Origin of the sequence: Symbiopectobacterium purcellii (assembly GCF_052050035.1) — a bacterium.
Classification (GTDB): Bacteria; Pseudomonadota; Gammaproteobacteria; order Enterobacterales; family Enterobacteriaceae; genus Symbiopectobacterium; species Symbiopectobacterium purcellii_A.
In genome coordinates, this window is record NZ_CP189882.1 from 3,276,916 (window position 1) to 3,302,388 (window position 25,473).

Genomic DNA, 25,473 nt, shown 5'->3' on the forward strand with positions numbered 1-25,473 from the left:
CTTCAATCACCGAAACACCCTTATTTCACTATTAAGCAACACGCTTATTGTTTGGCAGAGGTTTATGACGGCGTTCCCGGGCCAGAGTGTCCGCCCTTCTACAGCAGTAGACACCATTGAAAGTAGGGTCGGTATTGCGTCTGAGTTCCCTGCTGATGGTCGAGCGAGGCAGAGCAAGCTCTCTGGCGATGGTAGCTTGGTTGACACCTTCACCACGCCGCTTTTCGATAAACTAGTTGCTGAATAGAGACTTGCATTTTTTGTCAGGCTATTGAGAATAAAAAGAGGTTTAACTTAGAGAATAAAGGTTTGAAATGATCAACAAAGAGCGGTTGTTACGAGATAATCGTTTATGTAAAGCAATCATTGGATTATCAGTCGAAGAATTGAAAAATTTAGCCGCTGAATTTTCAGCTTGTTATTTGATTTGTCGGAAAAAGAATCGAAAAGATCACGAGCGGCAGATGGGTGCAGGGCAGAAAGGATTTATCCCAACCCCATTAGATAAACTGCTTTTTATTTTGTTGTATTTAAAATGTTATCCGACCTATGATTTGCAAGGACTTCTTTTTGGTTTAGATAGAACACGGGTATGTCGCTGGGTAAAAATATTATTGCCGGTTTTAGAGATGACCTTGGGGCGAGAATGTGTTTTGCGGCTTTGTTGAATAATTTAACCGTTTGATTTACATCTTCGTTAGTTAGAATGCATTTACAGAGAATGTATTTTGTTAGAACGACAAATCAAATAGTTAGCACAATAAAAAGCATTCCGAGAGGAAAAATTAGTCGTTGAAATTTTATAATGCTTATATAAATCAGTATCTTAAATTATTCAACAAAGCCGTGTTTTGCCCGCTCGTCAAATTCGCTCTGCTGAGGAATTTTTTCGCGCCTTTCCTGGAGTTAAAGACGTCTTTATTGATGGGACAGAGCGACCTGTCCAAAAGCCTAAGAATCTGCGTCGGCGAAAAAAAATGTATTCGGGAAAGAAAAGACAGACCACTCGAAAAGGGCTTATTATGACTGACGAAACAAGGCAAATTGGATTTATCCCCATGAGCAAAAATGGGCGCCGTCACGATAAACGCTTACTCGATAAAGTCGATATAATTCGCCATATTCCTCCTGAGGTAACCATCTGGGCAGATACCGGTTTTCAAGGTATAGATAAACAGCATCCTAATACACAAATCCCAAAAAAAGGAACTCGAAAAAGACCTTTATCGCCTGAACAAAAACAAGAAAATAAAATAATCTCGGGCATCCGTATTACAGTTGAACACGCCATCGCGGGTATCAAGCGCCTCGGTTGCATGAACCAAATTTTACGGAATCGTAGACCCTTATTGATGATACCTTCTTACTCCTTAGCGCCGGTCTTTGGAATTTCCATCTCAGAACAGCGTAAAATTTACTTCAATCACCGAAACACCCTTATTTCACTATTAAGCAACACGCTTGATGTAGAACCGTTCTTTCTGAGTCAGATGTTTTCCCTGCATGCAACAGGCTCTCCAGTATGGCCAGAACGGTGATTTTATCCGACTCTGGCAAGTGGGTCACTTTGTTGCGTTTCGAGTGGGAATGGGGCATCTGTTTCTAAGACACTTTGGATTATGGCTCGCTACGATCTTTCTGATGAAGCATGGGCAATCATTGAGCCCTTGTTACCAACCGTTTTGACATCTCCGCATGCAGGCCGGCCATGGGCAGAACATCGCAAAATCGTCAACGGCATGTTCTGGATACTGTGTTCAGGTGCCCCATGGCGTGATTTACCTGAACGTTACGGCCCATGAAAAACCGTTTATAACCGTTTCAATAGATGGTCAAAGTCTGGAGTTATTAACATTATTTTTAATAGGTTACGTTCATTTCTTGATGCTCATGGACTTGTTGACTGGTCAGCCATTGCGCTGGATGGCAGCAATATCCGTGCGCTCAAATGTGCGGCTGGCGCTCAAAAAAACATCCCGATATTACCAACGATAACAGCCTGGGTCGCTCACGAGGTGGTTATGGCACCAAAATCCACATGGCGACTGACGGAAGCGGCATCCCGCTAAATATCGTACTGAGTGCTGGGCAGGCTCACGAAAGCCTGTTCGCGTTACGACTCCTGGACGGCATTGGCGTGCAACGGCAGAACGGTAGCATGAAGCGTCGTGGTCATGCGGTACTGGCTGACAAAGCCTACTCTGGCAATGCACTCCGTAACAAGTTGAAAAGAAAAGGGATAAAAACGGTTATTCCTCGAAAATCAAATGAAAAACTGGCTTCAGATGGACGCTCACAACTTTATCGTGATGCTTATCGCCGTCGCAACGTTGTAGAAAGATGTTTTGGCCGTTTAAAGGAATATAGACGGATTGCCACACGTTATGAAAAAACGGCAAGAAACTATCTAGCAATGGTGAAACTGGGCTGCATCCGCTTGTTTTACGCCCGGTTACGTAATTAAGGGACACAGCCTAGCCTGAAACAAGCGGCTAGATCACCGTTATTCGACCTGTGTTTTCACCCGCGCGATATATAGCCAGAGTCTGTAAAGAATTTTGTGTAAATGGCTCCATTGCTTAACCGGAGATTCGTTCTCCATACATCAACATGAATTGGCTCATAGCAGGTTTCCAGTCTCTGATTGGCAAGGTCCATTTAGCAGAGATATTATGCAAGGCTAGATAGAGTAATTTTATCACCGAGTCATCCGTTGGAAATATTCGTCGCGTTTTCGTTATCTTGCGCAATGAAGCATTTAACGACTCTATCGCGTTGGTGGTGTAGATAACCTTGCGGATCTCCGGCGGAAAGTCAAAAATGACGATGAGACGTTCCCAATTATTTCTCCACGACGGGCTGATCGTCGGGAACTGTTCATCCCATTTGGCCGCGAAGGCATCCAGGGCCTCTTCAGCGCCCTCTAGCGTTGCGGAACTATAGATGGTGCGCAGGTCAGCAGCAACGGCCTTACGCTCTTTCCAGCCGACGTAGCGCAGCGAGTTCCGCACCTGATGCACAATGCAGAGCTGTACCCGCGTATGCGGGTAAACAGCTTCAATGGCATCAGGAAAGCCTTTCAGGCCATCGCAGCAGGCGACGAAGATGTCCTTTAGCCCACGATTTTTCAGTTCTGTCATCACAGATAACCAGAACTTGGCCCCCTCAGTTTTGGCTATCCATAGCCCCAGCAGCTCTTTTTCGCCCTGGCCGTTGACGCCGAGGGCCAGATAAACAGACTTGTTGGCCACGGCTCCGCCGTCCTGGCTTTTGACAACAATACAGTCAAGGTAAACAATGGGATAAAGCGCATCCAGCGGCCGTTGCTGCCAGCGCTTAACTTCATCCATCACAGCATTGGTCACTTGAGAAATGAAGCCAGCGGAAACATCGACCCCGTAGACTTCTTTAAAGTGTGCCTGAATATCACGGGTTGATAACCCTCTGGAATAGAGAGAAATAATGCGGTCATCGAAGCCGTTAAGCTGTTTTTCGTGCTTACCGATCAGTGTCGGCTCGAAGGTACTGTTGCGGTCGCGCGGAATATCGAGCTCGATCTCCCCATTTTGGCTACGTACGCTCTTGGATGTCTTGCCATTGCGTGAGTTGCCTGAATGATTACCAGCCGGGTCATGCTTAGCATACCCAAGGTGCATCTCCATCTCAGCTTCAAGAACCCGTTCCGCCAGTCTTTTAGTCAGCACCTTGAGTAGGCCTGATTCACCCAGCAGATCCTGAGGGGAGTGACAATCTTGAAGCAGTTGGTCAATAAGTTCGTTGCTGATAGGCATTTTGTTATCCTTTGAAGGTTTTCCTCAAAATGCCATTTACACAGATTATTTTACAGTCTCTATAGCCAAGCGACTTAATTTTGATTACACCATATGGACTGAGAACAAACTCTCTGTATCGCAACCCATCTCTCTTTTTTTGCTTTTTGCTTGTGCCCATTTATGCTCAATTGGGTTAAGATCTGGCGAATATGTAGGCAAATACTCCACCATATACCCTGCATCGATGATGACTTGTTGAATATTATGTTTTTTGTGAAAAGTGGCATTGTCCATCATGATTACACTGTTTTTAGGGAGTACTGGGATAAGGACTTGTGTGACCCAGGCATAGAAAACATCGCTGTTAATATTGATATCAAATAATCCGATAGCAAACAGCGTTGTGCCTAATAAAGCGCCGATAACATTTGTTCTTCCCCTAGCTCCCCAGTTCTTCAGGCCAAAACACCGTTGACCTTTTGGGGAATAGCCGTGAGTCCGTGGGGCATCGTGTGAAAAACCACTTTCATCAATAAAAACAATAGGTTTACCTTCTTTTTCATACTGTTGTTTTTTTTGTTGAAATCCCTGCCGGGCGTTTTCGTCGGCTTTCGGATGACGTAGAGTTTTTTTTATAGGTCAATCCCAGCTTTTTAAGCGCTTGCCAAATGGCCTTCTGACAAACGCCAAAACGCTCTGCACGTTCTTTTTGGTAAGCATCTGGATATTGTTCAACATCTTTTATCAACTCGGATTTATCGATCTTTCGCTGACGCTTGGTCGATGCTTTTGACTCTATTTGATTAATCCAACGCGATACAGAGGCAGGGCCAATCCGAAATTGCTTCGCTGTTTCTCGGATACTCAACCCTTCGTTTTTCCGTGTAGATATCACTTTACGTCTAAAATCAATTGAATAGCTCATTTAAATAATGTAATCAAAATTAAGTCGTTTAGCTATATTCACCGAGATGCCAACAAACCGGGCATCAGGGTTGGTCAGCCGCGCCATCGACAGGTTGAGCGCCATGCAGGCCGCCAGATCGGGGATCGGGTAGTCAACGCCACGCATGGTTTTGCGTGTTGGTTCGGCTTTGTTGAATAAATCAGAATTAGCCGACAGGATGACTCCCTCTGCTACACCTGTTATCCTATCCTGACGCTGTGTGGCATACCCAACAACGTCATACGGTTCAGCGCTTTGACCATCGCTATGGCTTCACCTACTTGAGCCTCATAGTCACGCAGGCTCAGATGGCCACCCAGCAAAGTTTTTATGCGGAACATCGCTGTTTCTGCCACTGAACGCCGGTGATAACCCACTTTCTTTTTCCACATATCATTACTCCCGCTCAGACGCTGATTCGCCACCGCATGGTTACGTTCATGGTACTTGTCCGGCCAGTATTTGGCTCCGCTTCGCGGCGGGATAAGGGGCCTGATTTTCTTTCTTAGCAACGCATCGTGGCAGTATAGCTAAGCGACATTATTTTGATAACAGCCAGCTATGCTTCTTTGCCACATATCAGGGCATCGGCTGTAATCATTTTTAAGTCGGTTGGCTATAACGCGCGTCATAAGCACCGTCTGCTGACACTTCCCTGATTTTTCGGTGGGTTTGGTTAATCAGGCACGGCAGTGCCTGCGCATCTGTCGTTCCGCTGAGCGATAAGTCGGCACAGATAATCTCATGCGTCGCACTGTCTGCTGCCAGATGAAGCTTGCGCCACACTCTTCGTCTGTCAGCCCCATGCTGCCTGACTTTCCATTCACCTTCGCCAAAGACCTTCAGACCGGTACTGTCGATGACCAGATGCGAGATTTCACCACGCGTTGGCGTTTTTATGCTGATACTGACGGTTTTTGCCCGCCGACTGACCAGAGAGTAGTCCGGGCAGCGCAGTGGCAGGCTCATCAGTGTAAAAACCGAGTCGACAAAGCCCTGTAATGCCCGGAGCGACAGGTTAAACACGCGCTTTATCATCAAAATCGTGGTAACAGCCATATCGGTGTAGTAAAGCGGCCGACCACGACCTTCAGGCGAAGAACTGTCAGTCCATGCAGCGATGGCCGACTCATCAAGCCAGACCGTCAGGGAGCCGCGTTGTCTGAGTGCTTTGTTGTAGGTGGGCCAGTTGGTGATTTTAAACTTTTGCTTTGCCATGGGGAGCTGCTATCGGGAGCGATGATATAGCTAAACGACTTAATTTTGATTACATTATTTAAATGAGCTATTCAATTGATTTTAGACGTAAAGTGATATCTACACGGAAAAACGAAGGGTTGAGTATCCGAGAAACAGCGAAGCAATTTCGGATTGGCCCTGCCTCTGTATCGCGTTGGATTAATCAAATAGAGTCAAAAGCATCGACCACGCGTCAGCGAAAGATCGATAAATCCGAGTTGATAAAAGATGTTGAACAATATCCAGATGCTTACCAAAAAGAACGTGCAGAGCGTTTTGGCGTTTGTCAGAAGGCCATTTGGCAAGCGCTTAAAAAGCTGGGATTGACCTATAAAAAAAACTCTACGTCATCCGAAAGCCGACGAAAACGCCCGGCAGGGATTTCAACAAAAAAAACAACAGTATGAAAAAGAAGGTAAACCTATTGTTTTTATTGATGAAAGTGGTTTTTCACACGATGCCCCACGGACTCACGGCTATTCCCCAAAAGGTCAACGGTGTTTTGGCCTGAAGAACTGGGGAGCTAGGGGAAGAACAAATGTTATCGGCGCTTTATTAGGCACAACGCTGTTTGCTATCGGATTATTTGATATCAATATTAACAGCGATGTTTTCTATGCCTGGGTCACACAAGTCCTTATCCCAGTACTCCCTAAAAACAGTGTAATCATGATGGACAATGCCACTTTTCACAAAAAACATAATATTCAACAAGTCATCATCGATGCAGGGTATATGGTGGAGTATTTGCCTACATATTCGCCAGATCTTAACCCAATTGAGCATAAATGGGCACAAGCAAAAAGCAAAAAAAGAGAGATGGGTTGCGATACAGAGAGTTTGTTCTCAGTCCATATGGTGTAATCAAAATTAAGTCGCTTGGCTATAGCTGCACCAGGGAAATCGCGGAAGGCTGCACCGTTATAGCCAAGCGACATTATTTTGATAACAGCCAGCTATGCTTCTTTGCCGCATATCAGGGCATAGGATGTAATCATTTTTAAGTCGGTTGGCTATAACCAACAGCGCTTCGGTTGACGCCGGTGAGCGGTGTACATCCTGAATATTCTCTGGGAAGCCAGCACCGATGTTGAGCAGATTGGAGAGCCCATAGAGGGTCACCACGGCCTGAACATCCGAGGATTGATTGAGATAATCCCCTTTATCGAAGGTTTTTTCACCGTTGGTGACACCCAGCATTTGTGCCAGATATCCACCCGCAGAATCACCCAATACGCCGATACGCTGCGGATCAATGCCATATTCTGCGGCGTGTTCGCGCAGGTATAGACAACCGACTTAAAAATGATTACATCCTATGCCCTGATATGCGGCAAAGAAGCATAGCTGGCTGTTATCAAAATAATGTCGCTTGGCTATAGTGCTTTGATCCGGCGATCCCCTGAAAGTTCGATTTATTCAACAAAGCCTGTTGGTTCATGACACAGTACCAGCGCATCCGGTTGTGCACCGTGAATAATCCCAGTGGTCACGCCTGCGAAAGATGGGTGGAACAATGAGCCTTGGCCTTCAATCACATCCCAGTGATCCGCATCATTGGCGGGCGCCAACACTTCAACGGCTCCGGCGATAAAGTCAGAAACCACGGCATCAATACTGACACCTGCACCGCTGATCAGAATACCGGTCTGGCCGGTCGCGCGGAACGTCGCCTTGCCGCTGCGCTTGCGGCCGTTTGCCACCGGGTAGGTTTCCGTTGGATGGCGCACGTCAAACAAGGAACGCCCCAGTTTTGCCGCCACTTCGCGCAATTCCGGCACGTCAGCGAGTTTGTTGTGCAGCCCGGCGGCGAGATCCATGCCGCTTTCCAGCGCTTCACGTAAAATGGCGATCCACTGTTGAGAAATAATGCCGCCCCGGTTGGCCACGCCAATCAACAGGGTTTGTGCTCCAGCGGCCCGTGCTGCTGGGATATCCAGATCCGGCAGGCCGCAATCTGCGTGACAATCGGCCATACGGTATTGGCCCACGCAATATTCGGGGTGCCACTGCTTGATGCCGATAGCGACCTTGGCGGGGCTTTGTTGAATAATTTAAGATACTGATTTATATAAGCATTATAAAATTTCAACGACTAATTTTTCCTCTCGGAATGCTTTTTATTGTGCTAACTATTTGATTTGTCGTTCTAACAAAATACATTCTCTGTAAATGCATTCTAACTAAAGAAGATGTAAATCAAACGGTTAAATTATTCAACAAAGCCCCTTGGCGGCTAACTGATCGTGCGCATCACCAAGAAAAAGCAAATAGGGCTTTTTGATATCCATTATTTTTCCTCATTAAATTTTTGACGTAATAAATGATAAATCGCTATCAGGCGCGTCAGTGATTGTTATCTGGATAACAGCTGATTACCTTTGATAATATTCATAGTCTTTTTATTGTCAATATGACGGTGTTTTTAGCATAATGTAATGGCATGGTCTGGTTTTTTGGCGATTGAATGAATTGATTGCTTTTTAGCGTGGTGTTTTAGCCTGCGTTGTGCGTTATTTTGTTATTTCCTCGGTTTTTTATAAAAACGCACGATCATACTGTTTTCTTATTCTTTTTATTTTGTTGTTTTTTTAAGTGTTTTTTGTTTTTCATTATCTGCTTCGTTTTGGCGCAATGCCATAAAATTGGGCCCACTAATAATGCAATGCGTCATTATTTCTCAATGGATGTTTGAGCTTTATTCACGTTACTCATACCATCGCCTTGAAAACAAGAAAAAGTAATGCAAAGTTTCTCTGATTTTTTGAAATAATATGCTGAACCGTGAAAGGTGATGGCAAATGTCAGCATAAAATTTGGCGATAAGAGTTCTCAGTTTAAATTTTTCTTGTTCGCACTCTCGACAGCCAACAATTTCTAAGATAGCGTAACAATTAGCTCACAAGAGCTAAGCGTCGCTCGGACGGTCCGGGCGCTCACGCTGAGGATGTTATGGCTGATTCAAATTCTCCGCGCCGTTTTACGCGCATCGATCGTCTTCCACCGTATGTATTTAACATTACCGCTGAATTGAAAATGGCTGCCCGCCGTCGTGGCGAGGACATCATTAAACTAGTTGCTGAATAGAGACTTGCATTTTTTGTCAGGCTATTGAGAATAAAAAGAGGTTTAACTTAGAGAATAAAGGTTTGAAATGATCAACAAAGAGCGGTTGTTACGAGATAATCGTTTATGTAAAGCAATCATTGGATTATCAGTCGAAGAATTGAAAAATTTAGCCGCTGAATTTTCAGCTTGTTATTTGATTTATCGGAAAAAGAATCGAAAAGATCACGAGCGGCAGATGGGTGCAGGGCAGAAAGGATTTATCCCAACCCCATTAGATAAACTGCTTTTTATTTTATTGTATTTAAAATGTTATCCGACCTATGATTTGCAAGGACTTCTTTTTGGTTTAGATAGAACACGGGTATGTCGCTGGGTAAAAATATTATTGCCGGTTTTAGAGATGACCTTGGGGCGAGAATGTGTTTTGCCCGCTCGTCAAATTCGCTCTGCTGAGGAATTTTTTCGCGCCTTTCCTGGAGTTAAAGACGTCTTTATTGATGGGACAGAACGACCTGTCCAAAAGCCTAAGAATCTGCGTCGGCGAAAAAAAATGTATTCGGGAAAGAAAAGACAGACCACTCGAAAAGGGCTTATTATGACTGACGAAACAAGGCAAATTGGATTTATCCCCATGAGCAAAAATGGGCGCGGTCACGATAAACGCTTACTCGATAAAGTCGATATAATTCGCCATATTCCTCCTGAGGTAACCATCTGGGCAGATACCGGTTTTCAAGGTATAGATAAACAGCATCCTAATACACAAATCCCAAAAAAAGGAACTCGAAAAAGACCTTTATCGCCTGAACAAAAACAAGAAAATAAAATAATCTCGGGCATCCGTATTACAGTTGAACACGCCATCGCGGGTATCAAGCGCCTCGGTTGCATGACCCAAATTTTACGGAATCGTAGACCCTTTATTGATGATACCTTCTTACTCCTTAGCGCCGGTCTTTGGAATTTCCATCTCAGAACAGCGTAAAATTTACTTCAATCACCGAAACACCCTTATTTCACTATTAAGCAACTCGCTTGGCTTTGTTGAATAAATCGAACTTTCAGGGGATCGCCGGATCAAAGCACTATCATCGCTCCCGATAGCAGCTCCCCATGGCAAAGCAAAAGTTTAAAATCACCAACTGGCCCACCTACAACAAAGCACTCAGACAACGCGGCTCCCTGACGGTCTGGCTTGATGAGTCGGCCATCGCTGCATGGACTGACAGTGCTTCGCCTGAAGGTCGTGGTCGGCCGCTTTACTACACCGATATGGCTGTTACCACGGTTTTGATGATAAAGCGCGTGTTTAACCTGTCGCTCCGGGCATTACAGGGCTTTGTCGACTCGGTTTTTACACTGATGAGCCTGCCACTGCGCTGCCCGGACTACTCTCTGGTCAGTCGGCGGGCAAAAACCGTCAGTATCAGCATAAAAACGCCAACGCGTGGTGAAATCTCGCATCTGGTCATCGACAGTACCGGTCTGAAGGTCTTTGGCGAAGGTGAATGGAAAGTCAGGCAGCATGGGGCTGACAGACGAAGAGTGTGGCGCAAGCTTCATCTGGCAGCAGACAGTGCGACGCATGAGATTATCTGTGCCGACTTATCGCTCAGCGGAACGACAGATGCGCAGGCACTGCCGGGCCTGATTAACCAAACCCACCGAAAAATCAGGGAAGTGTCAGCAGACGGTGCTTATGACGCCCGTTACTGCCACGATGCGTTGCTAAGAAAGAAAATCAGGCCCCTTATCCCGCCGCGAAGCGGAGCCAAATACTGGCCGGACAAGTACCATGAACGTAACCATGCGGTGGCGAATCAGCGTCTGAGCGGGAGTAATGATATGTGGAAAAAGAAAGTGGGTTATCACCGGCGTTCAGTGGCAGAAACAGCGATGTTCCGCATAAAAACTTTGCTGGGTGGCCATCTGAGCCTGCGTGACTATGAGGCTCAAGTAGGTGAAGCCATAGCGATGGTCAAAGCGCTGAACCGTATGACGTTGTTGGGTATGCCACACAGCGTCAGGATAGGATAACAGGTGTAGCAGAGGGAGTCATCCTGTCGGCTAATTCTGATTTATTCAACAAAGCCAACTCGCTTTTCTTTAAAGTGAGCCTGAATATCACGGGTTGATAGCCCTCTGGAATAGAGAGAAATAATGCGGTCATCGAAGCCGTTAAGCTGCTTTTCGTGCTTACCGATCAGTGTCGGCTCGAAGGTACTGTTGCGGTCGCGCGGAATATCGAGCTCGAACGCCCCATTTTGGCTACGTACGCTCTTGGATGTCTTGCCATTGCGGGAGTTGCCTGAATTATTACCAGCCGGGTCATGCTTAGCATACCCAAGGTGTATCTCCATCTCAGCTTGAAGAACCCGTTCCGCCAGTCTTTTAGTCAGCTCCTTGAGTAGGCCTGATTCACCCAGAAGCTCCTGAGGGGAGTGGCAATCCTGAAGCAGTTGGTCAATAAGTTCGTTGCTGATAGGCATTTTTTGTCCTCTGAAGGTTTTCCTCAAAATGCCATTTACACAGATCTTTTTACACTCTCCGTCCAGGAGTCGTAACGCGAACAGGCTTTCGTGAGCCTGCCCAGCACTCAGTACGATATTTAGCGGGATGCCGCTTCCGTCAGTCGCCATGTGGATTTTGGTGCCATAACCACCTCGTGAGCGACCCAGGCTGTTATCGTTGGTAATATCGGGATGTTTTTTTGAGCGCCAGCCGCACATTTGAGCGCACGGATATTGCTGCCATCCAGCGCAGTGGCTGACCAGTCAACAAGTCCATGAGCATCAAGAAATGAAAGTAACTTATTAAAAGTAATGTTAATAACTCCAGACTTTGACCATCTATTGAAACGGTTATAAACGGTTTTCCATGGGCCGTAACGTTCAGGTAAATCACGCCATGGGGCACCTGAACACAGTATCCAGAACATGCCGTTGACGATTTTGCGATGTTCTGCCCATGGCCGGCCTGCCTGCGGAGATGTCAAAACGGTTGGTAACAAGGGCTCAATGATTGCCCATGCTTCATCAGAAAGATCGTAGCGAGCCATAATCCAAAGTGTCTTAGAAACAGATGGATACTATAGCTCAAGCAATTAAGGGACACAGCCTAGTGTTTTTCGATAAGTGGTTTATCTAAGCGCGTCGGGACTGGCATCACCAGACATTACCAATGTGCGGCAACCAAAGTCCTGTAGTATTTCAACAAGCGAGTGGATATCGTGGCGTAGACGTCGGACATAGTCTGAGTCAACACAATCCTTACCATCGATGTTGATTACTCTGTGGTGTCTATGCTGGTAGCAAACTAACCAGCGGCCTTCCGAGGGAATAGTGACTTTTATCGATTCATCAGATGTTGATGCATATAATTGAGCCTCCATGCGGTTAAACTCCGCGATGTAAGCTTCCTTGAACGCTGCTGCCTTCTTGCCCGTGAAGCCCATGATGAGGAAGACGAAGCCGTCCTTGGTCATAGTGAATATTTTGGAATCACGGGTTGCGCCGTTGCCGATGCCGACTTTTTGAACATCGGCTTAAAAGTTAGCTGATGTAAATTCAGGCGAGCAATCCAGGGATTCTATCCTCTGGATGACGTTTTTATGTAGCTTACCGAAGTAATCGGCAACGTCCAGTGATGTAGTTACAGCTTTACCATTGCGGATAGTGACTTTGGGTGAAGCAAGGGATGTTTGAAGGGCCATAATGACCTCCAATGGTTTCTTTGTGTTATCACCACCAGAGTTTGCAGACTCATTGGTGGTGAGCTGAACGGGGCTGCAAAAACCGGAGAAGCCGCCCGGCGAGCAGTGAGGCTCCCCCATCCGGCCCACCATAGAGGTGCAGCTTTCAGGCAACAAAAAACACGCTTACTGCGTGTCGTTGTCGCGGTTTCATCGACGGGTTTGCAATCCATGCACCTGAATTTGCATATGCAGAGCGACTATAGCGCATGGTTTATCCTTGCGTCAATATGCTGGTTTATGCTGCCACAGGCTTTGTTGAATAATTTAAGATACTGATTTATATAAGCATTATAAAATTTCAACGACTAATTTTTCCTCTCGGAATGCTTTTTATTGTGCTAACTATTTGATTTGTCGTTCTAACAAAATACATTCTCTGTAAATGCATTCTAACTAAAGAAGATGTAAATCAAACGGTTAAATTATTCAACAAAGCCCGTAGAAGTGTGACTGTGTCTGGCGCGGATTGGCTGGGTCAGTGTGATTCTTGCCAAAAACTGCAGGGCTTTCTCCGTTAGCGACCAGAACAGCTTCTCTTTGTCGGGATGCTTGCTGCTGGGACGTGGCTTGCGCTCAGCGAGTCCGAGCAATTGCTGGCGCTTGAAACGAGACTGTCAATAAGCGTGTTGCTTAATAGTGAAATAAGGGTGTTTCGGTGATTGAAGTAAATTTTACGCTGTTCTGAGATGGAAATTCCAAAGACCGGCGCTAAGGAGTAAGAAGGTATCATCAATAAAGGGGCTTTGTTGAATAATTTAACCGTTTGATTTACATCTTCTTTAGTTAGAATGCATTTACAGAGAATGTATTTTGTTAGAACGACAAATCAAATAGTTAGCACAATAAAAAGCATTCCGAGAGGAAAAATTAGTCGTTGAAATTTTATAATGCTTATATAAATCAGTATCTTAAATTATTCAACAAAGCCCATTTTAAATACAATAAAATAAAAAGCAGTTTATCTAATGGGGTTGGGATAAATCCTTTCTGCCCTGCACCCATCTGCCGCTCGTGATCTTTTCGATTCTTTTGCCGATAAATCAAATAACAAGCTGAAAATTCAGCGGCTAAATTTTTCAATTCTTCGACTGATAATCCAATGATTGCTTTACATAAACGATTATCTCGTAACAACCGCTCTTTGTTGATCATTTCAAACCTTTATTCTCTAAGTTAAACCTCTTTTTATTCTCAATAGTCTGACAAAAAATGCAAGTCTCTATTCAGCAACTAGTTTAATGAACCGCGCTGACTGAGAGTATTGTTGTAGACGGACCAGTTGGTGATTTTAAACGTTTGCTTTGCCGTGGGAACCCGATGCTGAAACTACTGTAGTGATCAGATCCGCCAATCTCTTAAAAGTTCGATTTATTCAACAAAGCCTGTCTATGACCTGATATCTGACAAAGAAACATCGCTAACTGTTATCTATAGATAATCTGTTTAGAATAAATATGTGATAAATATCTACTATCAACGAATTTGAGTCGCAACCAGAAAAGGATCGATATTATGCCACTTTCTATTCAAGGTAATTCACTATTCGCATTCAATAGAACGCTTAGTGATGAATATATCCAGCGCGCTATTAATAGTTCATCAAAAGATGAAGCCATACATGTTGGAATATGGGAAAAAATTAAAGATTGGTTTTGTGGAGCCAAAGCAAGTGAAGCACTGGAAAAAATTTATGAGTTAACGCATAGTAATGATGAACCTACTACTGAATCTGTTTTGAAAAAAATTACTGCTTTTTATCAACTTAAGGAAATGGCATATCCGGCTTATCAAAATAGATTTCAGGCATTTATTACTCAAAATAACAAAAATGGTACATATACTCTTTCTTTTTCTATTAAAAATGTTATGGATGAGCGAGAATTAGTTTATGGGAGCACTGAAAAAGATGTTTGTTCTTTAAAAGAAAGAGAATTAACTAATAGTAGCGAATTATTAGACAATGACACTGTCATCCGTGAAGGTCTCGATGTAGCTTTAAATAAAGTAAAATACGATGGTAAGCAAAATAAATTCGAAGGCGTGTCTTTAGCAAATCATGGACGAGTAAATCTGCATTTATTGAATGAAGAGGCAAAACAAGAAATGGCTATTAATCAGAGTTTAGCCCAAAAATGGATTTCATTACAAATGAAATGTTTTGATTATTATGCCCAGCAACGCTCTTCGCTAGATTCTATTGATGGCATGGATATCACAAAAACAATAGGAACAGAAAATGAGTGGATTTATCGTTTTGCTCAATCAATTAACGAAATAAGAAAAAATACACAAAAAAGCCTTGCTGAAAAAATTAATAATAGAATTAATGAGTTAAATAAATTGATAGTCTATTCTCATTCTAGTGAATTAGATGATGAATTTATATATGCAGAGCCATATAACCAAAGCAATAAACCTATTTGTGATAATTTTCAATTTAACTCATCAGAAATCCCATCTAATAAATATTATAACCGTCCAACAAATGGTGGTGTTTACGCAAGAATAGATAAAAAGAGTATTGATAAATCAGAATTACTCAAAGAAATAGATAATTTTATATTAGAGAATAGTAAAAACTATCCATATGCATATAAGCATGTGAAAAAATACGCGTAAATTTTAAATGACACGTGGGCTTTGTTGAATAAATCAGAGTTAGCGGACAGGATGGTTCCCGCTGGAACACCTGTTTTATGTAATCCGGACCCCTGGCCCGGATAGCCCACTTTTTTCTTCCACTCGTCATTGCTGCCGCTCAGATGCTGATTCGCCACCGCATGGTTACGTTCATGGTACTTGTCCGGCCAGTATTGCGCCCCGCTTCGCGGCGGGATAAGGAGCCTGATTTTTTTCTCAGCAACGCATCGTGATATAGCTAAACGACTTAATTTTGATTACATTATTTAAATGAGCTATTCAATTGATTTTAGACGTAAAGTGATATCTACACGGAAAAACGAAGGGTTGAGTATCCGAGAAACAGCGAAGCAATTTCGGATTGGCCCTGCCTCTGTATCGCGTTGGATTAATCAAATAGAGTCAAAAGCATCGACCACGCGTCAGCGAAAGATCGATAAATCCGAGTTGGGCTTTGTTGAATAAATTAAGATACTGATTTATATAAGCATTATAAAGTTTCAACGACTAATTTTTCCTCTCGGAATGCTTTTTATTGTGCTAACTATTTGATTTGTCGTTCTAACAAAATACATTCTCTGTAAATGCATTCTAACTAAAGAAGATGTAAATCAAACGGTTAAATTATTCAACAAAGCCTCCGAGTTGATAAAAGATGTTGAACAATATCCAGATGCTTACCAAAAAGAACGTGCAGAGCGTTTTGGCGTTTGTCAGAAGGCCATTTGGCAAGCGCTTAAAAAGCTGGGATTGACCTATAAAAAAAACTCTACGTCATCCGAAAGCCGACGAAAACGCCCGGCAGGGATTTCAACAAAAAAAACAACAGTATGAAAAAGAAGGTAAACCTATTGTTTTTATTGATGAAAGTGGTTTTTCACACGATGCCCCACGGACTCACGGCTATTCCCCAAAAGGTCAACGGTGTTTTGGCCTGAAGAGCTGGGGAGCTAGGGGAAGAACAAATGTTATCGGCGCTTTATTAGGCACAACGCTGTTTGCTATCGGATTATTTGATATCAATATTAACAGCGATGTTTTCTATGCCTGGGTCACACAAGTCCTTATCCCAGTACTCCCTAAAAACAGTGTAATCATGATGGACAATGCCACTTTTCACAAAAAACATAATATTCAACAAGTCATCATCGATGCAGGGTATATGGTGGAGTATTTGCCTACATATTCGCCAGATCTTAACCCAATTGAGCATAAATGGGCACAAGCAAAAAGCAAAAAAAGAGAGATGGGTTGCGATACAGAGAGTTTGTTCTCAGTCCATATGGTGTAATCAAAATTAAGTCGCTTGGCTATAGCGCTTGCCCAACAGGCGGTAACTCTGGCTTATCGGGGTAACTGTGGGCTGGAAGGCCTACATCGAACATGAGGTATTCCATGCTGGCGCTTTGGTATTCGCGCGTGACCGGGTGCGCTTGATAAACAGTGATCCAACCCGCCTTTTTGCTGAGGCCGTTTTCGCCTAATTCGGCATTTTCAATATCAGTTGAATAGGTGTTCATTATGCGGCTCTCACGATGTATAGCCAAGCGACTTAATTTTGATTACACCATATGGACTGAGAACAAACTCTCTGTATCGCAACCCATCTCTCTTTTTTTGCTTTTTGCTTGTGCCCATTTATGCTCAATTGGGTTAAGATCTGGCGAATATGTAGGCAAATACTCCACCATATACCCTGCATCGATGATGACTTGTTGAATATTATGTTTTTTGTGAAAAGTGGCATTGTCCATCATGATTACACTGTTTTTAGGGAGTACTGGGATAAGGACTTGTGTGACCCAGGCATAGAAAACATCGCTGTTAATATTGATATCAAATAATCCGATAGCAAACAGCGTTGTGCCTAATAAAGCGCCGATAACATTTGTTCTTCCCCTAGCTCCCCAGTTCTTCAGGCCAAAACACCGTTGACCTTTTGGGGAATAGCCGTGAGTCCGTGGGGCATCGTGTGAAAAACCACTTTCATCAATAAAAACAATAGGTTACCTTCTTTTTCATACTGTTGTTTTTTTTGTTGAAATCCCTGCCGGGCGTTTTCGTCGGCTTTCGGATGACGTAGAGTTTTTTTTATAGGTCAATCCCAGCTTTTTAAGCGCTTGCCAAATGGCCTTCTGACAAACGCCAAAACGCTCTGCACGTTCTTTTTGGTAAGCATCTGGATATTGTTCAACATCTTTTATCAACTCGGATTTATCGATCTTTCGCTGACGCGTGGTCGATGCTTTTGACTCTATTTGATTAATCCAACGCGATACAGAGGCAGGGCCAATCCGAAATTGCTTCGCTGTTTCTCGGATACTCAACCCTTCGTTTTTCCGTGTAGATATCACTTTACGCCTAAAATCAATTGAATAGCTCATTTAAATAATGTAATCAAAATTAAGTCGTTTAGCTATAGAAAGATGTTTTGGCCGTTTAAAGGAATATAGACGGATTGCCACACGTTATAGCCAAACGACATTATTTTGATAACAGCCAGCTATGATTCTTTGCCGCATATCAGGGCATAGGATGTAATCATTTTTAAGTCGGTTGGCTATATGAAAAAACGGCAAGAAACTATCTAGCAATGGTGAAACTGGGCTGCATCCGCTTGTTTTACGCCCGGTTACGTAATTAAGGGACACAGCCTAGCTCAGACCTGATCTGACAGTTACCGGTTATTTATACAGGTGTCTGTCAGATTACATCCGGTTCAGATTGATCCGGCCCAGAGATCGTGGACACGCTGTTATAGCTAAGCGACATTATTTTGATAACAGCCAGCTATGCTTCTTTGCCACATATCAGGGCATCGGCTGTAATCATTTTTAAGTCGGTTGGCTATAAGTGAGTAAAATTGCTGACAGAGGTGGAAAATGACTCAATCGAACGGTCGTAAAATGAGCAACAATCGCTATCCGGACGAGTTTCGGGAGAATGCTCTGCTACTTGCTCAGCGGATTGGCGTAGCCAAAGCAGCCAGTGAGTTGAATCTTCACGAATCTCAGCTTTATGCCTGGCGTAAAAAACAGCAAATGGCGCTATCCTGCTCCGAACGTGAACAGCAGCAATCTGTTGAAATTGTCAGGCTTAAACGTCAACTGGCTGATCAGGCTGAGGAGTTAGCCATCCTCCAAAAGGCCGCGACGTACTTCGCCAGACGCCTGAAGTGAGGTACGTCTTTATGCAACAATATCAGGCTGAGTTTCGGGTTAAGTCTATGGCGCGTGTTCTGGTCGTCAGCCGCAGCGGATTTTATGCCTGGAGCCGACGATGTGGGCAGAAAACGGTTTCACAGCAGCGACGGGAGCTTTGCGATACCCGGGTAGCCAGCGCCTTTACGGAACAGAAAGGACGCAACGGTGCCCGCAGGCTGCGCCTGGACCTGCAGGATGCCGGTTATCATTACAATCGCAAAACCATCGCTGCCAGCCTGCGCCGGCAGGGGCTGAAGGCGAAAGCGGCAAAAAAATTCAGGGTGACAACAGATTCGAAGCATAATCGTCCGGTGGCGCCGAATCTGCTACAGCAGGATTTCACAGCATCAGCCCCGAACCAGAAATGGGTCGGTGACATCACTTACTTATGGACGGAAGCGGGTTGGGTTTATCTGGCTGTAATAATTGATTTATTTTCACGAGCCGTTGTGGGATGGTCAATGTCGGTAAGGATGAAGTCGGGCCTGGTCTGCGATGCCCTGCAGATGGCCCTGAGCCGACGGGGTTCCCCAGAGGGCGTCATCGTCCACTCGGATCGTGGCAGTCAGTACTGTTCTGATGATTATCAGAAGTTAATTAAAATCAGTAAATTAACATGTAGCATGAGTGGAAAAGGCAACTGTTATGATAACGCGTGTGCTGAAAGTTTTTTTCACAGTTTGAAGGTGGAGCTGATCCACGGCGAACACTTTCCTGACCGGGAAACCATGAAATCTGAGGTGTTTAACTACATTGAGGTGGATTACAATCAGAAACGGCGGCATAGCACGCTGGGCTATGTCAGCCCGATGGTATTTGAACGACAAGTCCTCTCTTAAGGGCGTGTCCACCAAGTCTGGGCCAGATCAAGCGCTTTATCCAGTGAAAGCGTTGTGTCGTATTTTTAATGTTCACCGAAGCAGTTATCGCTATTGGTGTCGACCTAAGGAGCCAGATATTGAGCGGACGATAAAACGTAGCCTGGTCAGCGAAGCGTGGAACGTTAGTGGCGGGTCTGCGGGCGCAAGGACTATCGCCACGATGGTTACCAATACACACGACGTGAAACTTGGGCGGTGGTTAGCGGGTAAATTGATGAAAGAATTAACCCTCGTTAGTTGCCAAACAAGAAAACATCAATACAACCGCGGTGGAAATGAACGTATTGATATTCCAAATCTGCTCAATAGGCAGTTCGCTGTTACCAAGCCTGACCAGGTTTGGTGCGGCGATGTAACCTATATTTGGACAGGCGACCGATGGGCGTATCTGGCGGTGGTATTAGATTTATTTGCCCGAAAACCCGTGGGTTGGGCAATGTCGTTTTCGCCAGATTCAGAATTAACAGCCAAAGCACTACAAATGGCTTGGGAACTGCGTGGGCATCCCAAACAAGTCATGTTTCATAGTGACCAAGGAAGCCATTACACCAGTCGTCAGTATAGGCAGGCATTGTGGCGTTATCAGATGACCCAAAGTATGAGTCGCAGAGGAAATTGTTGGGATAATAGTCCGATGGAGCGATTCTTCCGTAGTCTGAAGACTGAATGGGTGCCAACGACTGGCTACCAAAGCTTTAGTACTGCTCAATCATCCATTATTCGCTACATAACCCATTATTATAGCGATGTCAGACCTCACTGGTATAACGGTGGGTTAACACCAAATGAATCAGAACGGCTGTTCCATCAACAGTCAGGTAGGGTGGCCAAATTTAGTTGACCACTACACTTTCAAGGTCATGTGTCAGATCAAGTCGCGACTAATACAAATTAATGATAAATTTGAGAAGCTTGGCATGCAGATGACCATCCGGCTTGGGCTAATGGTGGCCGCCGCCGTCAGCATCATTGCTGCCATTCTCAAAATGTGATGCCACTACGGATTGTTAGCTCAGTTGGTAGAGCTGTGGACTCTTAATCCATCGGTCGCATGTTCAAATCCTGCACAATCCACAATATTGGGGATTAGGCTGTGTCCCTTAATTGCTTGAGCTATAGTATCCATCTGTTTCTAAGACACTTTGGATTATGGCTCGCTACGATCTTTCTGATGAAGCATGGGCAATCATTGAGCCCTTGTTACCAACCGTTTTGACATCTCCTCAGGCAGGCCGGCCATGGGCAGAACATCGCAAAATCGTCAACGGCATGTTCTGGATACTGTGTTCAGGTGCCCCATGGCGTGATTTACCTGAACGTTACGGCCCATGGAAAACCGTTTATAACCGTTTCAATAGATGGTCAAAGTCTGGAGTTATTAACATTATTTTTAATAGGTTACTTTCATTTCTTGATGCTCATGGACTTGTTGACTGGTCAGCCACTGCGCTGGATGGCAGCAATATCCGTGCGCTCAAATGTGCGGCTGGCGCTCAAAAAAACATCCCGATATTACCAACGATAACAGCCTGGGTCGCTCACGAGGTGGTTATGGCACCAAAATCCACATGACGACTGACGGAAGCGGCATCCCGCTAAATATCGTACTGAGTGCTGGGCAGGCTCACGAAAGCCTGTTCGCGTTACGACTCCTGGACGGCATTGGCGTGCAACGGCAGAACGGTAGCATGAAGCGTCGTGGTCATGCGGTACTGGCTGACAAAGCCTACTCTGGCAATGCACTCCGTAACAAGTTGAAAAAAAAGGGATAAGAGAGGTTATGCCCCATTCCCACTCGAAACGCAACAAAGTGACCCACTGGCCAGAGTCGGATAAAATCACCGTTCTGGCCCTACTGGAGATCCCGTTGCATGCAGGGAAAACATCTGACTCACAAAGAACGGTTCTACATCGAAAAGCGGCGTGGTGATGGGGTTAACCAGGCCACCATCGCCCGGGAGCTGGAGCTTCCTCGTTCTACCATCAGCAGGGAACTCAGACGCAATACCGACGCCGCTTTCAACGGGGTCTATTCCTGCAGAAGGGCCGAAACGTTGGCCAGAGGGCGGCGGCAGAAAACACGGCCGGACAGCGTGATTAACCAGCTTGAACCGCACATTCAGGACTTTATCAGAACGGCGCTGTCTACCCACACCTCACCTGAGGTCATCAGTGGGCGCCTGGTCCTGGAATTTGGCCTGTCCGTCAGCAAGAACTCGCTCTATCGCTATATCCAGCAGGAGCGCCGGGCCGGCGGTGAGCTGTATCAGCAGCTCCCTCATCGGGGTAAACGGTATAACTATCAGACCGATGAGAACAAACGCGGTCCTATTCCCAACCGTGTTGGCATTGAGCAGCGGCCGGCCGTTGCTGACCTCAAGCAGGAACCCGGGCATTTCGAGATTGACACCATCTTTGGCAAAGATCAGAAATCATTCCTGCTGACGGTGGTCGATAAAGCCGTCAAGCTGGTCATCATTCGCAAACTGCCCAACAAGCGAGCAGAGACAGTGGTAGCGGCCTTCAGGGACATCGTTGCCAATACCTTCTGCGAGTTTAAAACCCTGACTGCTGACAACGGTTCTGAATTTTCCCAGCACGGGGAAATTACAAAAGTCACGGGGGCACCGGTCTACTTTGCCCGGCCATATCATTCCTGGGAACGCGGGTTGAATGAGCATACCAACGGGCTGATACGGCGTTTTTACCCGAAGGGAACGGACTTCAATTATGTCACCCATCGCAAGGTTGCAGCACTCGAACACCTGCTCAATACGCGAGGCAGAAAATCGCTGGGTTATCGTTCTCCAAATGAGGTATTTTTAACGCACTTACAGGCGGCATAATGCCCTACCGTTTTGTTGCGTTTCGACTGGGAATGGGGCTATTCCCCGAAAATCAAATGAAAAACTGGCTTCAGATGGACGCTCACGAGAGTGTAAAAAGATCTGTGTAAATGGCATTTTGAGGAAAACCTTCAGAGGACAAAAAATGCCTATCAGCAACGAACTTATTGACCAACTGCTTCAGGATTGCCACTCCCCTCAGGAGCTTCTGGGTGAATCAGGCCTACTCAAGGTGCTGACTAAAAGACTGGCGGAACGGGTTCTTCAAGCTGAGATGGAGATACACCTTGGGTATGCTAAGCATGACGCGGCTGGTAATAATTCAGGCAACTCCCGCAATGGCAAGACATCCAAGAGCGTACGTAGCCAAAATGGGGCGCTCGAGCTCGATATTCCGCGCGACCGCAACAGTACCTTCGAGCCGACACTGATCGGTAAGCACGAAAAGCAGCTTAACGGCTTCGATGACCGCATTATTTCTCTCTATTCCAGAGGGCTATCAGCCCGTGATATTCAGGCTCACTTTAAAGAAGTCTACGGGGTCGATGTTTCCGCTAGCTTCATTTCTCAAGTGATCAATGCCGTGATGGATGACGTTAAGCGCTGGCAGCAACGGCCGCTGGATGCGTTTTATCCCATTGTTTACCTTGACTGTATTGTGGTCAAAAGCCAGGACGGCGGAGCCGTGACCAACAAGTCTGTTTACTTGGCTCTAGGCATCAACGGCCAGGGCGAAAAAGAGCTGCTGGGGCTATGGATAGCTAAAACCGAGGGGGCCAAGTTCTGGTTATCTGTAATGACAGAACTGAAAAATCGTGGGCTACAGGACATCTTCATCGCCTGCTGCGATGGCCTGAAGGGCTTTCCTGATGCCATTGAAGCTGTTTACCCGCATACGCGGGTACAGCTCTGCATCGTGCATCAGGTGCGGAACTCGCTGCGCTACGTCGGCTGGAAAGAGCGTAAAGCCGTTGCTGCTGACCTCCGCACTATCTATAGTTCCGCAACGCTAGAGGGCGCTGAAGAGGCCCTGGATGCCTTCGCGGCCAAATGGGATGAGCAGTTCCCGACGATCAGCCCATCGTGGAGAAATAATTGGGAACGTCTCATCGTCATTTTTGATTTTCCGCCGGAGATTCGCAAGGTTATCTACACCACCAACGCGATAGAGTCGTTAAATGCTTCATTGCGCAAGATAACGAAAACGCGACGAATATTTCCAACGGATGACTCGGTGATAAAATTACTCTATCTAGCCTTGCATAATATCTCTGCTAAATGGACCTTGCCAATCAGAGACTGGAAACCTGCTATGAGCCAATTCATGTTGATGTATGGAGATCGGATTTCCGGTTAAGCGATGGAGCCATTTACACGAAATTCTTTACAGACTCAGGATGCTAACCTATCCAATCCGCCCACCACTACATCATCTCTTTGCGCTTGTATAGGTATTGGGCGTGGTTATAGATGCCGCGTATAGTACCGCTGGTTGCATGGGCTAATTGCTTTTCAATCACATCAGCGGGCCATCCCTGCTCATTCAGTATTGTGCTGAACTGGTGCCGGAATCCGTGCCCGCTAGCCAGCCCTTCATAGCCGATTTGTTTGATGACGAGTAGCACAGCGTTTTCGCTGATCGGCTTTTTTTTATCGTTCCTGCCAGAAAAAACAAATTCAGAGATATCAGTGATCGGCTTGAGAGTACGCAGCAATGCGGCCACTTGGGTAGACATTGGCACAAGATGAATTTTCCTGCTCTTCATCTCTTCCTCTTCGATTGTGATCATCATGTTTTCAAAATCGACGTACCGCCATTTCATCGAGCGGAGTTCTTTGGTTCGCATGGCTGTCTACTGCAATACCTGCGTGGCAATGCGAGAAACCGTGCTGCCTGAGTATGTCGCAAGAGCTACGTTAAATGCTGGTATCTGCTCTGCCGGCAGGAACGGGAAGTTCCTCTTTTCTGTATCCTCGCATTGCGCCCGCAAGGTCAGGAGACGGATTGTACTTTGCTCGACCTGTGCTTATTGCGTAACTGAACACCTCACCAATGCGCCGACGTGCTTTATTTGCCCGTTCCATTGCTCCACGCTCTTCAAACCTGCGTATCACTGACAGCACCACCATTGGCTCTATCTCTTCCATTTTGAGGTGCCCGATGATTGGAATAATGTCATCTCTGAACATGCGTTCAAACCCTAACGCATAGCCCTCCGACCATACCTGCCTTTTGTGCTCATACCATTCACTGAAAATTACGGAGAAAGAATCTGGCTCGCTGTCATTTTGCTTTGACTTAACTGGATCAATATAATCGACAATCAGCTTTCTCGCGTCGTGAGCCCTATCCCTTGCCTCTTGCAGTGACATGTACGGATATTTACCCACGGTAAAAACCTTCTCTTTACCCGCCAGTTTGTAACGCAGTTGCCAGACTTTTTTACCACTCACAGGCACAAAGAGATAAAGCCCGTTGCTATCCAGCAGGCGATAAGGTTTGTCTTTCGGCTTGGCTGCTTCAATCTGCTTGACGGTTAGCATGGGTAAAATTCTTCGGGTAAAAAACATTTACCCACTTTTTACCCATCAAGCATAGCGGTTGTCAAATTACTTTACGGAACGTCATATTTACGTGAGTATTGGTTTTAAAGGGATTTTGAGAACGTTGCAGGAAGTGATAGAACTTACTGATGGTGTCCCCAGCAGGAATCGAATCTTTAATAAGTATTATGTTTTATATTATTTTTTAACTTAATTTAAAATTAAGCCCCATTTTAAAGCCCCTTTTGAAATTTCGTCGCTTTGTATAATACAAAGAATTACTGTCTCACTTTCTTCACTGAGCTATAGAAATCTATCGAGGTCTATTGTTTAAATATTATACAAATATGAAGTCCGCAATAGGAACAGATTCTGAACTTAATTCCTGCAAAACCATTCTCGAGGCACACTCGGTATGTAGCAAAATCCCAACGCTTGAAGAAACCAGCCAAAGGAAAGCGCTACCAGTGCTGATCCTTACCCTTTAGCACTTAGGCAGCATACAGCAAAGAGTCTATTTGCTGATACCGCTCACAGCCAAGGAAGAAGAGTAGTTTTCCACATGAGGCAAGTTAGGT

The 25,473-nt window shown here is 45.2% G+C and carries 27 protein-coding genes, 1 tRNA gene and 10 pseudogenes; 20 read left to right on the forward strand and 18 right to left on the reverse strand.

Translation table 11 applies throughout. The features are described from left to right. Nucleotides 1-31: 31 nt before the first annotated feature. Nucleotides 32-229 (reverse strand): helix-turn-helix domain-containing protein, encoded by a 198-nt coding sequence (locus ACQGXV_RS22610; RefSeq protein ID WP_440867559.1) that lies wholly within the window; start codon nucleotides 227-229, stop codon nucleotides 32-34. 85 nt (nucleotides 230-314) lie between these two features. Between ACQGXV_RS22610 and ACQGXV_RS22615 the strand changes: the two genes are divergently transcribed. The 3 genes and pseudogenes from ACQGXV_RS22615 to ACQGXV_RS22625 all read left to right on the forward strand — a co-directional run bounded on the left by ACQGXV_RS22615 (nucleotide 315) and on the right by ACQGXV_RS22625 (nucleotide 2,464). Continuing rightward, on the forward strand, nucleotides 315-668 hold the full coding sequence (locus ACQGXV_RS22615) for a helix-turn-helix domain-containing protein (protein WP_440863219.1): 354 nt from the start codon (nucleotides 315-317) through the stop codon (nucleotides 666-668). Nucleotides 669-851: 183 nt separating this feature from the next. Then, a complete protein-coding gene (locus ACQGXV_RS22620) occupies nucleotides 852-1,538 on the forward strand; it encodes a transposase family protein (RefSeq protein ID WP_440863220.1) in 687 nt (228 codons plus the stop codon). A gap of 81 nt (nucleotides 1,539-1,619) precedes the next feature. Continuing rightward, nucleotides 1,620-2,464 (forward strand): annotated as a pseudogene (locus ACQGXV_RS22625) (IS5 family transposase). A gap of 115 nt (nucleotides 2,465-2,579) precedes the next feature. Here the strand turns inward: ACQGXV_RS22625 and ACQGXV_RS22630 are convergent. The 5 genes and pseudogenes from ACQGXV_RS22630 to ACQGXV_RS22650 all read right to left on the reverse strand — a co-directional run bounded on the left by ACQGXV_RS22630 (nucleotide 2,580) and on the right by ACQGXV_RS22650 (nucleotide 5,937). Then, entirely contained in the window at nucleotides 2,580-3,791 is a 1,212-nt protein-coding gene (locus ACQGXV_RS22630; RefSeq protein WP_440862551.1) for an IS256 family transposase, read from the reverse strand. An 84-nt stretch (nucleotides 3,792-3,875) separates the two neighbouring features. After that, nucleotides 3,876-4,409, reverse strand: coding sequence for an IS630 family transposase (locus ACQGXV_RS22635; RefSeq protein ID WP_440862665.1), 534 nt, complete (start codon nucleotides 4,407-4,409; stop codon nucleotides 3,876-3,878). Beyond that, nucleotides 4,333-4,698: an IS630 transposase-related protein gene (locus tag ACQGXV_RS22640; RefSeq protein ID WP_440863221.1), complete on the reverse strand. Its 366-nt coding sequence runs from the start codon at nucleotides 4,696-4,698 to the stop codon at nucleotides 4,333-4,335. Before ACQGXV_RS22640 ends, ACQGXV_RS22635 begins: the two co-directional genes overlap by 77 nt. Next, entirely contained in the window at nucleotides 4,699-4,845 is a 147-nt protein-coding gene (locus ACQGXV_RS22645; RefSeq protein WP_440863222.1) for a hypothetical protein, read from the reverse strand. A 74-nt stretch (nucleotides 4,846-4,919) separates the two neighbouring features. Continuing rightward, nucleotides 4,920-5,937, reverse strand: a pseudogene (locus ACQGXV_RS22650) (IS5 family transposase). A gap of 62 nt (nucleotides 5,938-5,999) precedes the next feature. On the opposite strand from ACQGXV_RS22650, the gene ACQGXV_RS22655 reads away from it, so the two are divergent. Together ACQGXV_RS22655 and ACQGXV_RS22660 are read left to right on the forward strand one after the other, a co-directional pair. After that, a complete protein-coding gene (locus tag ACQGXV_RS22655) occupies nucleotides 6,000-6,365 on the forward strand; it encodes an IS630 transposase-related protein (RefSeq protein WP_440862584.1) in 366 nt (121 codons plus the stop codon). Continuing rightward, entirely contained in the window at nucleotides 6,289-6,822 is a 534-nt protein-coding gene (locus ACQGXV_RS22660) for an IS630 family transposase (protein ID WP_440862665.1), read from the forward strand. Before ACQGXV_RS22655 ends, ACQGXV_RS22660 begins: the two co-directional genes overlap by 77 nt. Nucleotides 6,823-6,975: 153 nt before the next feature. Here the strand turns inward: ACQGXV_RS22660 and ACQGXV_RS22665 are convergent. Further along, a pseudogene (locus ACQGXV_RS22665) lies at nucleotides 6,976-7,245 on the reverse strand (alpha/beta hydrolase fold domain-containing protein); the annotation flags it as partial. Between ACQGXV_RS22665 and ACQGXV_RS22670 the strand changes: the two are divergent. Beyond that, the gene (locus ACQGXV_RS22670; RefSeq protein WP_440863223.1) at nucleotides 7,161-7,340 is read left to right on the forward strand and encodes a hypothetical protein; all 180 of its coding nucleotides are present in this window, start codon (nucleotides 7,161-7,163) and stop codon (nucleotides 7,338-7,340) included. The pseudogene ACQGXV_RS22665 and the gene ACQGXV_RS22670 overlap by 85 nt on opposite strands. A gap of 48 nt (nucleotides 7,341-7,388) precedes the next feature. Here ACQGXV_RS22670 and ACQGXV_RS22675 read toward each other — a convergent pair. Beyond that, nucleotides 7,389-8,012 (reverse strand): annotated as a pseudogene (locus ACQGXV_RS22675) (DUF1611 domain-containing protein); the annotation flags it as partial. Nucleotides 8,013-8,910: 898 nt separating this feature from the next. On the opposite strand from ACQGXV_RS22675, the gene ACQGXV_RS22680 reads away from it, so the two are divergent. The 3 genes from ACQGXV_RS22680 to ACQGXV_RS22690 all read left to right on the forward strand — a co-directional run bounded on the left by ACQGXV_RS22680 (nucleotide 8,911) and on the right by ACQGXV_RS22690 (nucleotide 11,064). Next, a complete protein-coding gene (locus tag ACQGXV_RS22680) occupies nucleotides 8,911-9,045 on the forward strand; it encodes a hypothetical protein (protein ID WP_440867832.1) in 135 nt (44 codons plus the stop codon). Between the two features lie 67 nt (nucleotides 9,046-9,112). After that, nucleotides 9,113-10,012, forward strand: a complete 900-nt coding sequence (locus ACQGXV_RS22685) for a transposase family protein (RefSeq protein WP_440862705.1) — start codon at nucleotides 9,113-9,115, stop codon at nucleotides 10,010-10,012. 128 nt (nucleotides 10,013-10,140) lie between these two features. After that, nucleotides 10,141-11,064, forward strand: a complete 924-nt coding sequence (locus ACQGXV_RS22690; RefSeq protein ID WP_440863224.1) for an IS5 family transposase — start codon at nucleotides 10,141-10,143, stop codon at nucleotides 11,062-11,064. Between the two features lie 65 nt (nucleotides 11,065-11,129). Here the strand turns inward: ACQGXV_RS22690 and ACQGXV_RS22695 are convergent. The 5 genes and pseudogenes from ACQGXV_RS22695 to ACQGXV_RS22715 form a co-directional block, all read right to left on the reverse strand. Next, nucleotides 11,130-11,516: pseudogene (locus tag ACQGXV_RS22695) on the reverse strand (transposase); the annotation flags it as partial. 57 nt (nucleotides 11,517-11,573) lie between these two features. After that, nucleotides 11,574-12,085, reverse strand: a pseudogene (locus ACQGXV_RS22700) (IS5 family transposase); the annotation flags it as partial. 81 nt (nucleotides 12,086-12,166) lie between these two features. Further along, nucleotides 12,167-12,550 carry a Rha family transcriptional regulator gene (locus tag ACQGXV_RS22705; protein ID WP_440867560.1) on the reverse strand — a complete coding sequence of 128 codons (384 nt, stop codon included), beginning with the start codon at nucleotides 12,548-12,550 and terminating at the stop codon, nucleotides 12,167-12,169. 21 nt (nucleotides 12,551-12,571) lie between these two features. Beyond that, the gene (locus ACQGXV_RS22710) at nucleotides 12,572-12,871 is read right to left on the reverse strand and encodes a hypothetical protein (protein WP_440863225.1); all 300 of its coding nucleotides are present in this window, start codon (nucleotides 12,869-12,871) and stop codon (nucleotides 12,572-12,574) included. An 810-nt stretch (nucleotides 12,872-13,681) separates the two neighbouring features. Beyond that, nucleotides 13,682-13,933, reverse strand: coding sequence for a hypothetical protein (locus tag ACQGXV_RS22715; RefSeq protein WP_440863226.1), 252 nt, complete (start codon nucleotides 13,931-13,933; stop codon nucleotides 13,682-13,684). Between the two features lie 360 nt (nucleotides 13,934-14,293). On the opposite strand from ACQGXV_RS22715, the gene ACQGXV_RS22720 reads away from it, so the two are divergent. Further along, nucleotides 14,294-15,400 carry a hypothetical protein gene (locus ACQGXV_RS22720; protein ID WP_440863227.1) on the forward strand — a complete coding sequence of 369 codons (1,107 nt, stop codon included), beginning with the start codon at nucleotides 14,294-14,296 and terminating at the stop codon, nucleotides 15,398-15,400. Between the two features lie 101 nt (nucleotides 15,401-15,501). Here the strand turns inward: ACQGXV_RS22720 and ACQGXV_RS22725 are convergent. After that, nucleotides 15,502-15,653 (reverse strand): annotated as a pseudogene (locus ACQGXV_RS22725) (IS5/IS1182 family transposase); the annotation flags it as partial. A gap of 38 nt (nucleotides 15,654-15,691) precedes the next feature. Here ACQGXV_RS22725 and ACQGXV_RS22730 point away from each other — a divergent pair. The 3 genes from ACQGXV_RS22730 to ACQGXV_RS22740 all read left to right on the forward strand — a co-directional run bounded on the left by ACQGXV_RS22730 (nucleotide 15,692) and on the right by ACQGXV_RS22740 (nucleotide 16,712). After that, nucleotides 15,692-15,886, forward strand: coding sequence for an IS630 transposase-related protein (locus tag ACQGXV_RS22730; RefSeq protein ID WP_440863228.1), 195 nt, complete (start codon nucleotides 15,692-15,694; stop codon nucleotides 15,884-15,886). A gap of 180 nt (nucleotides 15,887-16,066) precedes the next feature. Beyond that, the gene (locus ACQGXV_RS22735; protein WP_440863229.1) at nucleotides 16,067-16,255 is read left to right on the forward strand and encodes an IS630 transposase-related protein; all 189 of its coding nucleotides are present in this window, start codon (nucleotides 16,067-16,069) and stop codon (nucleotides 16,253-16,255) included. Then, on the forward strand, nucleotides 16,179-16,712 hold the full coding sequence (locus ACQGXV_RS22740) for an IS630 family transposase (RefSeq protein WP_440867561.1): 534 nt from the start codon (nucleotides 16,179-16,181) through the stop codon (nucleotides 16,710-16,712). The genes ACQGXV_RS22735 and ACQGXV_RS22740 overlap by 77 nt, the downstream gene beginning before the upstream one ends. Before the next feature lie 19 nt (nucleotides 16,713-16,731). Here the strand turns inward: ACQGXV_RS22740 and ACQGXV_RS22745 are convergent, their stop codons facing one another. The 3 genes from ACQGXV_RS22745 to ACQGXV_RS22755 are packed head-to-tail and all read right to left on the reverse strand — an operon-like array spanning nucleotide 16,732 to nucleotide 17,805. Further along, entirely contained in the window at nucleotides 16,732-16,941 is a 210-nt protein-coding gene (locus tag ACQGXV_RS22745; protein ID WP_440863230.1) for a hypothetical protein, read from the reverse strand. Nucleotides 16,942-16,983: 42 nt separating this feature from the next. After that, a complete protein-coding gene (locus ACQGXV_RS22750) occupies nucleotides 16,984-17,424 on the reverse strand; it encodes an IS630 family transposase (RefSeq protein ID WP_440862664.1) in 441 nt (146 codons plus the stop codon). 15 nt (nucleotides 17,425-17,439) lie between these two features. Further along, a complete protein-coding gene (locus ACQGXV_RS22755) occupies nucleotides 17,440-17,805 on the reverse strand; it encodes an IS630 transposase-related protein (protein ID WP_440862584.1) in 366 nt (121 codons plus the stop codon). A 498-nt stretch (nucleotides 17,806-18,303) separates the two neighbouring features. Between ACQGXV_RS22755 and ACQGXV_RS22760 the strand changes: the two genes are divergently transcribed. From ACQGXV_RS22760 to ACQGXV_RS22790, 7 genes and pseudogenes are all read left to right on the forward strand, one after another. Then, nucleotides 18,304-19,463, forward strand: a protein-coding gene (locus ACQGXV_RS22760) for an IS3 family transposase (RefSeq protein ID WP_440863231.1) whose coding sequence is annotated in 2 segments (ribosomal slippage) — nucleotides 18,304-18,559 and nucleotides 18,559-19,463 — 1,161 coding nt in all. Because the reading frame shifts where the segments join, the coding sequence is not laid out codon by codon here. A 37-nt stretch (nucleotides 19,464-19,500) separates the two neighbouring features. Then, nucleotides 19,501-20,346, forward strand: a pseudogene (locus ACQGXV_RS22765) (IS3 family transposase); the annotation flags it as partial. Nucleotides 20,347-20,365: 19 nt separating this feature from the next. Next, the gene (locus ACQGXV_RS22770; protein ID WP_440863232.1) at nucleotides 20,366-20,497 is read left to right on the forward strand and encodes a hypothetical protein; all 132 of its coding nucleotides are present in this window, start codon (nucleotides 20,366-20,368) and stop codon (nucleotides 20,495-20,497) included. Nucleotides 20,498-20,506: 9 nt separating this feature from the next. Next, nucleotides 20,507-20,579: transfer RNA gene (locus ACQGXV_RS22775), tRNA-Lys, on the forward strand. A 75-nt stretch (nucleotides 20,580-20,654) separates the two neighbouring features. After that, nucleotides 20,655-21,274 (forward strand): annotated as a pseudogene (locus ACQGXV_RS22780) (IS5 family transposase); the annotation flags it as partial. Between the two features lie 102 nt (nucleotides 21,275-21,376). Then, nucleotides 21,377-22,351 carry an IS30 family transposase gene (locus ACQGXV_RS22785; protein WP_440862690.1) on the forward strand — a complete coding sequence of 325 codons (975 nt, stop codon included), beginning with the start codon at nucleotides 21,377-21,379 and terminating at the stop codon, nucleotides 22,349-22,351. A 145-nt stretch (nucleotides 22,352-22,496) separates the two neighbouring features. Then, nucleotides 22,497-23,708, forward strand: a complete 1,212-nt coding sequence (locus ACQGXV_RS22790) for an IS256 family transposase (protein ID WP_440863233.1) — start codon at nucleotides 22,497-22,499, stop codon at nucleotides 23,706-23,708. Nucleotides 23,709-23,775: 67 nt separating this feature from the next. On the opposite strand, the pseudogene ACQGXV_RS22795 reads toward ACQGXV_RS22790, so the two are convergent. Then, nucleotides 23,776-24,895: pseudogene (locus ACQGXV_RS22795) on the reverse strand (tyrosine-type recombinase/integrase). Between the last annotated feature and the right edge of the window lie 578 nt (nucleotides 24,896-25,473).

Excerpts from the sequence above, each read along its gene's own strand:
- ACQGXV_RS22715 (WP_440863226.1), bottom strand. The coding sequence starts at position 13,933 with ATGATCAACAAAGAGCGGTTGTTACGAGATAATCGTTTATGTAAAGCA.
- ACQGXV_RS22645 (WP_440863222.1), bottom strand. The coding sequence starts at position 4,845 with ATGCGTGGCGTTGACTACCCGATCCCCGATCTGGCGGCCTGCATGGCG.
- ACQGXV_RS22640 (WP_440863221.1), bottom strand. The coding sequence starts at position 4,698 with ATGAGCTATTCAATTGATTTTAGACGTAAAGTGATATCTACACGGAAA.
- ACQGXV_RS22710 (WP_440863225.1), bottom strand. The coding sequence starts at position 12,871 with ATGGTGGGCCGGATGGGGGAGCCTCACTGCTCGCCGGGCGGCTTCTCC.
- ACQGXV_RS22690 (WP_440863224.1), top strand. The coding sequence starts at position 10,141 with ATGGCAAAGCAAAAGTTTAAAATCACCAACTGGCCCACCTACAACAAA.
- ACQGXV_RS22770 (WP_440863232.1), top strand. The coding sequence starts at position 20,366 with ATGTGTCAGATCAAGTCGCGACTAATACAAATTAATGATAAATTTGAG.
- ACQGXV_RS22615 (WP_440863219.1), top strand. The coding sequence starts at position 315 with ATGATCAACAAAGAGCGGTTGTTACGAGATAATCGTTTATGTAAAGCA.
- ACQGXV_RS22785 (WP_440862690.1), top strand. The coding sequence starts at position 21,377 with ATGCAGGGAAAACATCTGACTCACAAAGAACGGTTCTACATCGAAAAG.
- ACQGXV_RS22745 (WP_440863230.1), bottom strand. The coding sequence starts at position 16,941 with ATGAACACCTATTCAACTGATATTGAAAATGCCGAATTAGGCGAAAAC.
- ACQGXV_RS22630 (WP_440862551.1), bottom strand. The coding sequence starts at position 3,791 with ATGCCTATCAGCAACGAACTTATTGACCAACTGCTTCAAGATTGTCAC.
- ACQGXV_RS22655 (WP_440862584.1), top strand. The coding sequence starts at position 6,000 with ATGAGCTATTCAATTGATTTTAGACGTAAAGTGATATCTACACGGAAA.
- ACQGXV_RS22790 (WP_440863233.1), top strand. The coding sequence starts at position 22,497 with ATGCCTATCAGCAACGAACTTATTGACCAACTGCTTCAGGATTGCCAC.
- ACQGXV_RS22685 (WP_440862705.1), top strand. The coding sequence starts at position 9,113 with ATGATCAACAAAGAGCGGTTGTTACGAGATAATCGTTTATGTAAAGCA.
- ACQGXV_RS22730 (WP_440863228.1), top strand. The coding sequence starts at position 15,692 with ATGAGCTATTCAATTGATTTTAGACGTAAAGTGATATCTACACGGAAA.
- ACQGXV_RS22755 (WP_440862584.1), bottom strand. The coding sequence starts at position 17,805 with ATGAGCTATTCAATTGATTTTAGGCGTAAAGTGATATCTACACGGAAA.
- ACQGXV_RS22680 (WP_440867832.1), top strand. The coding sequence starts at position 8,911 with ATGGCTGATTCAAATTCTCCGCGCCGTTTTACGCGCATCGATCGTCTT.
- ACQGXV_RS22720 (WP_440863227.1), top strand. The coding sequence starts at position 14,294 with ATGCCACTTTCTATTCAAGGTAATTCACTATTCGCATTCAATAGAACG.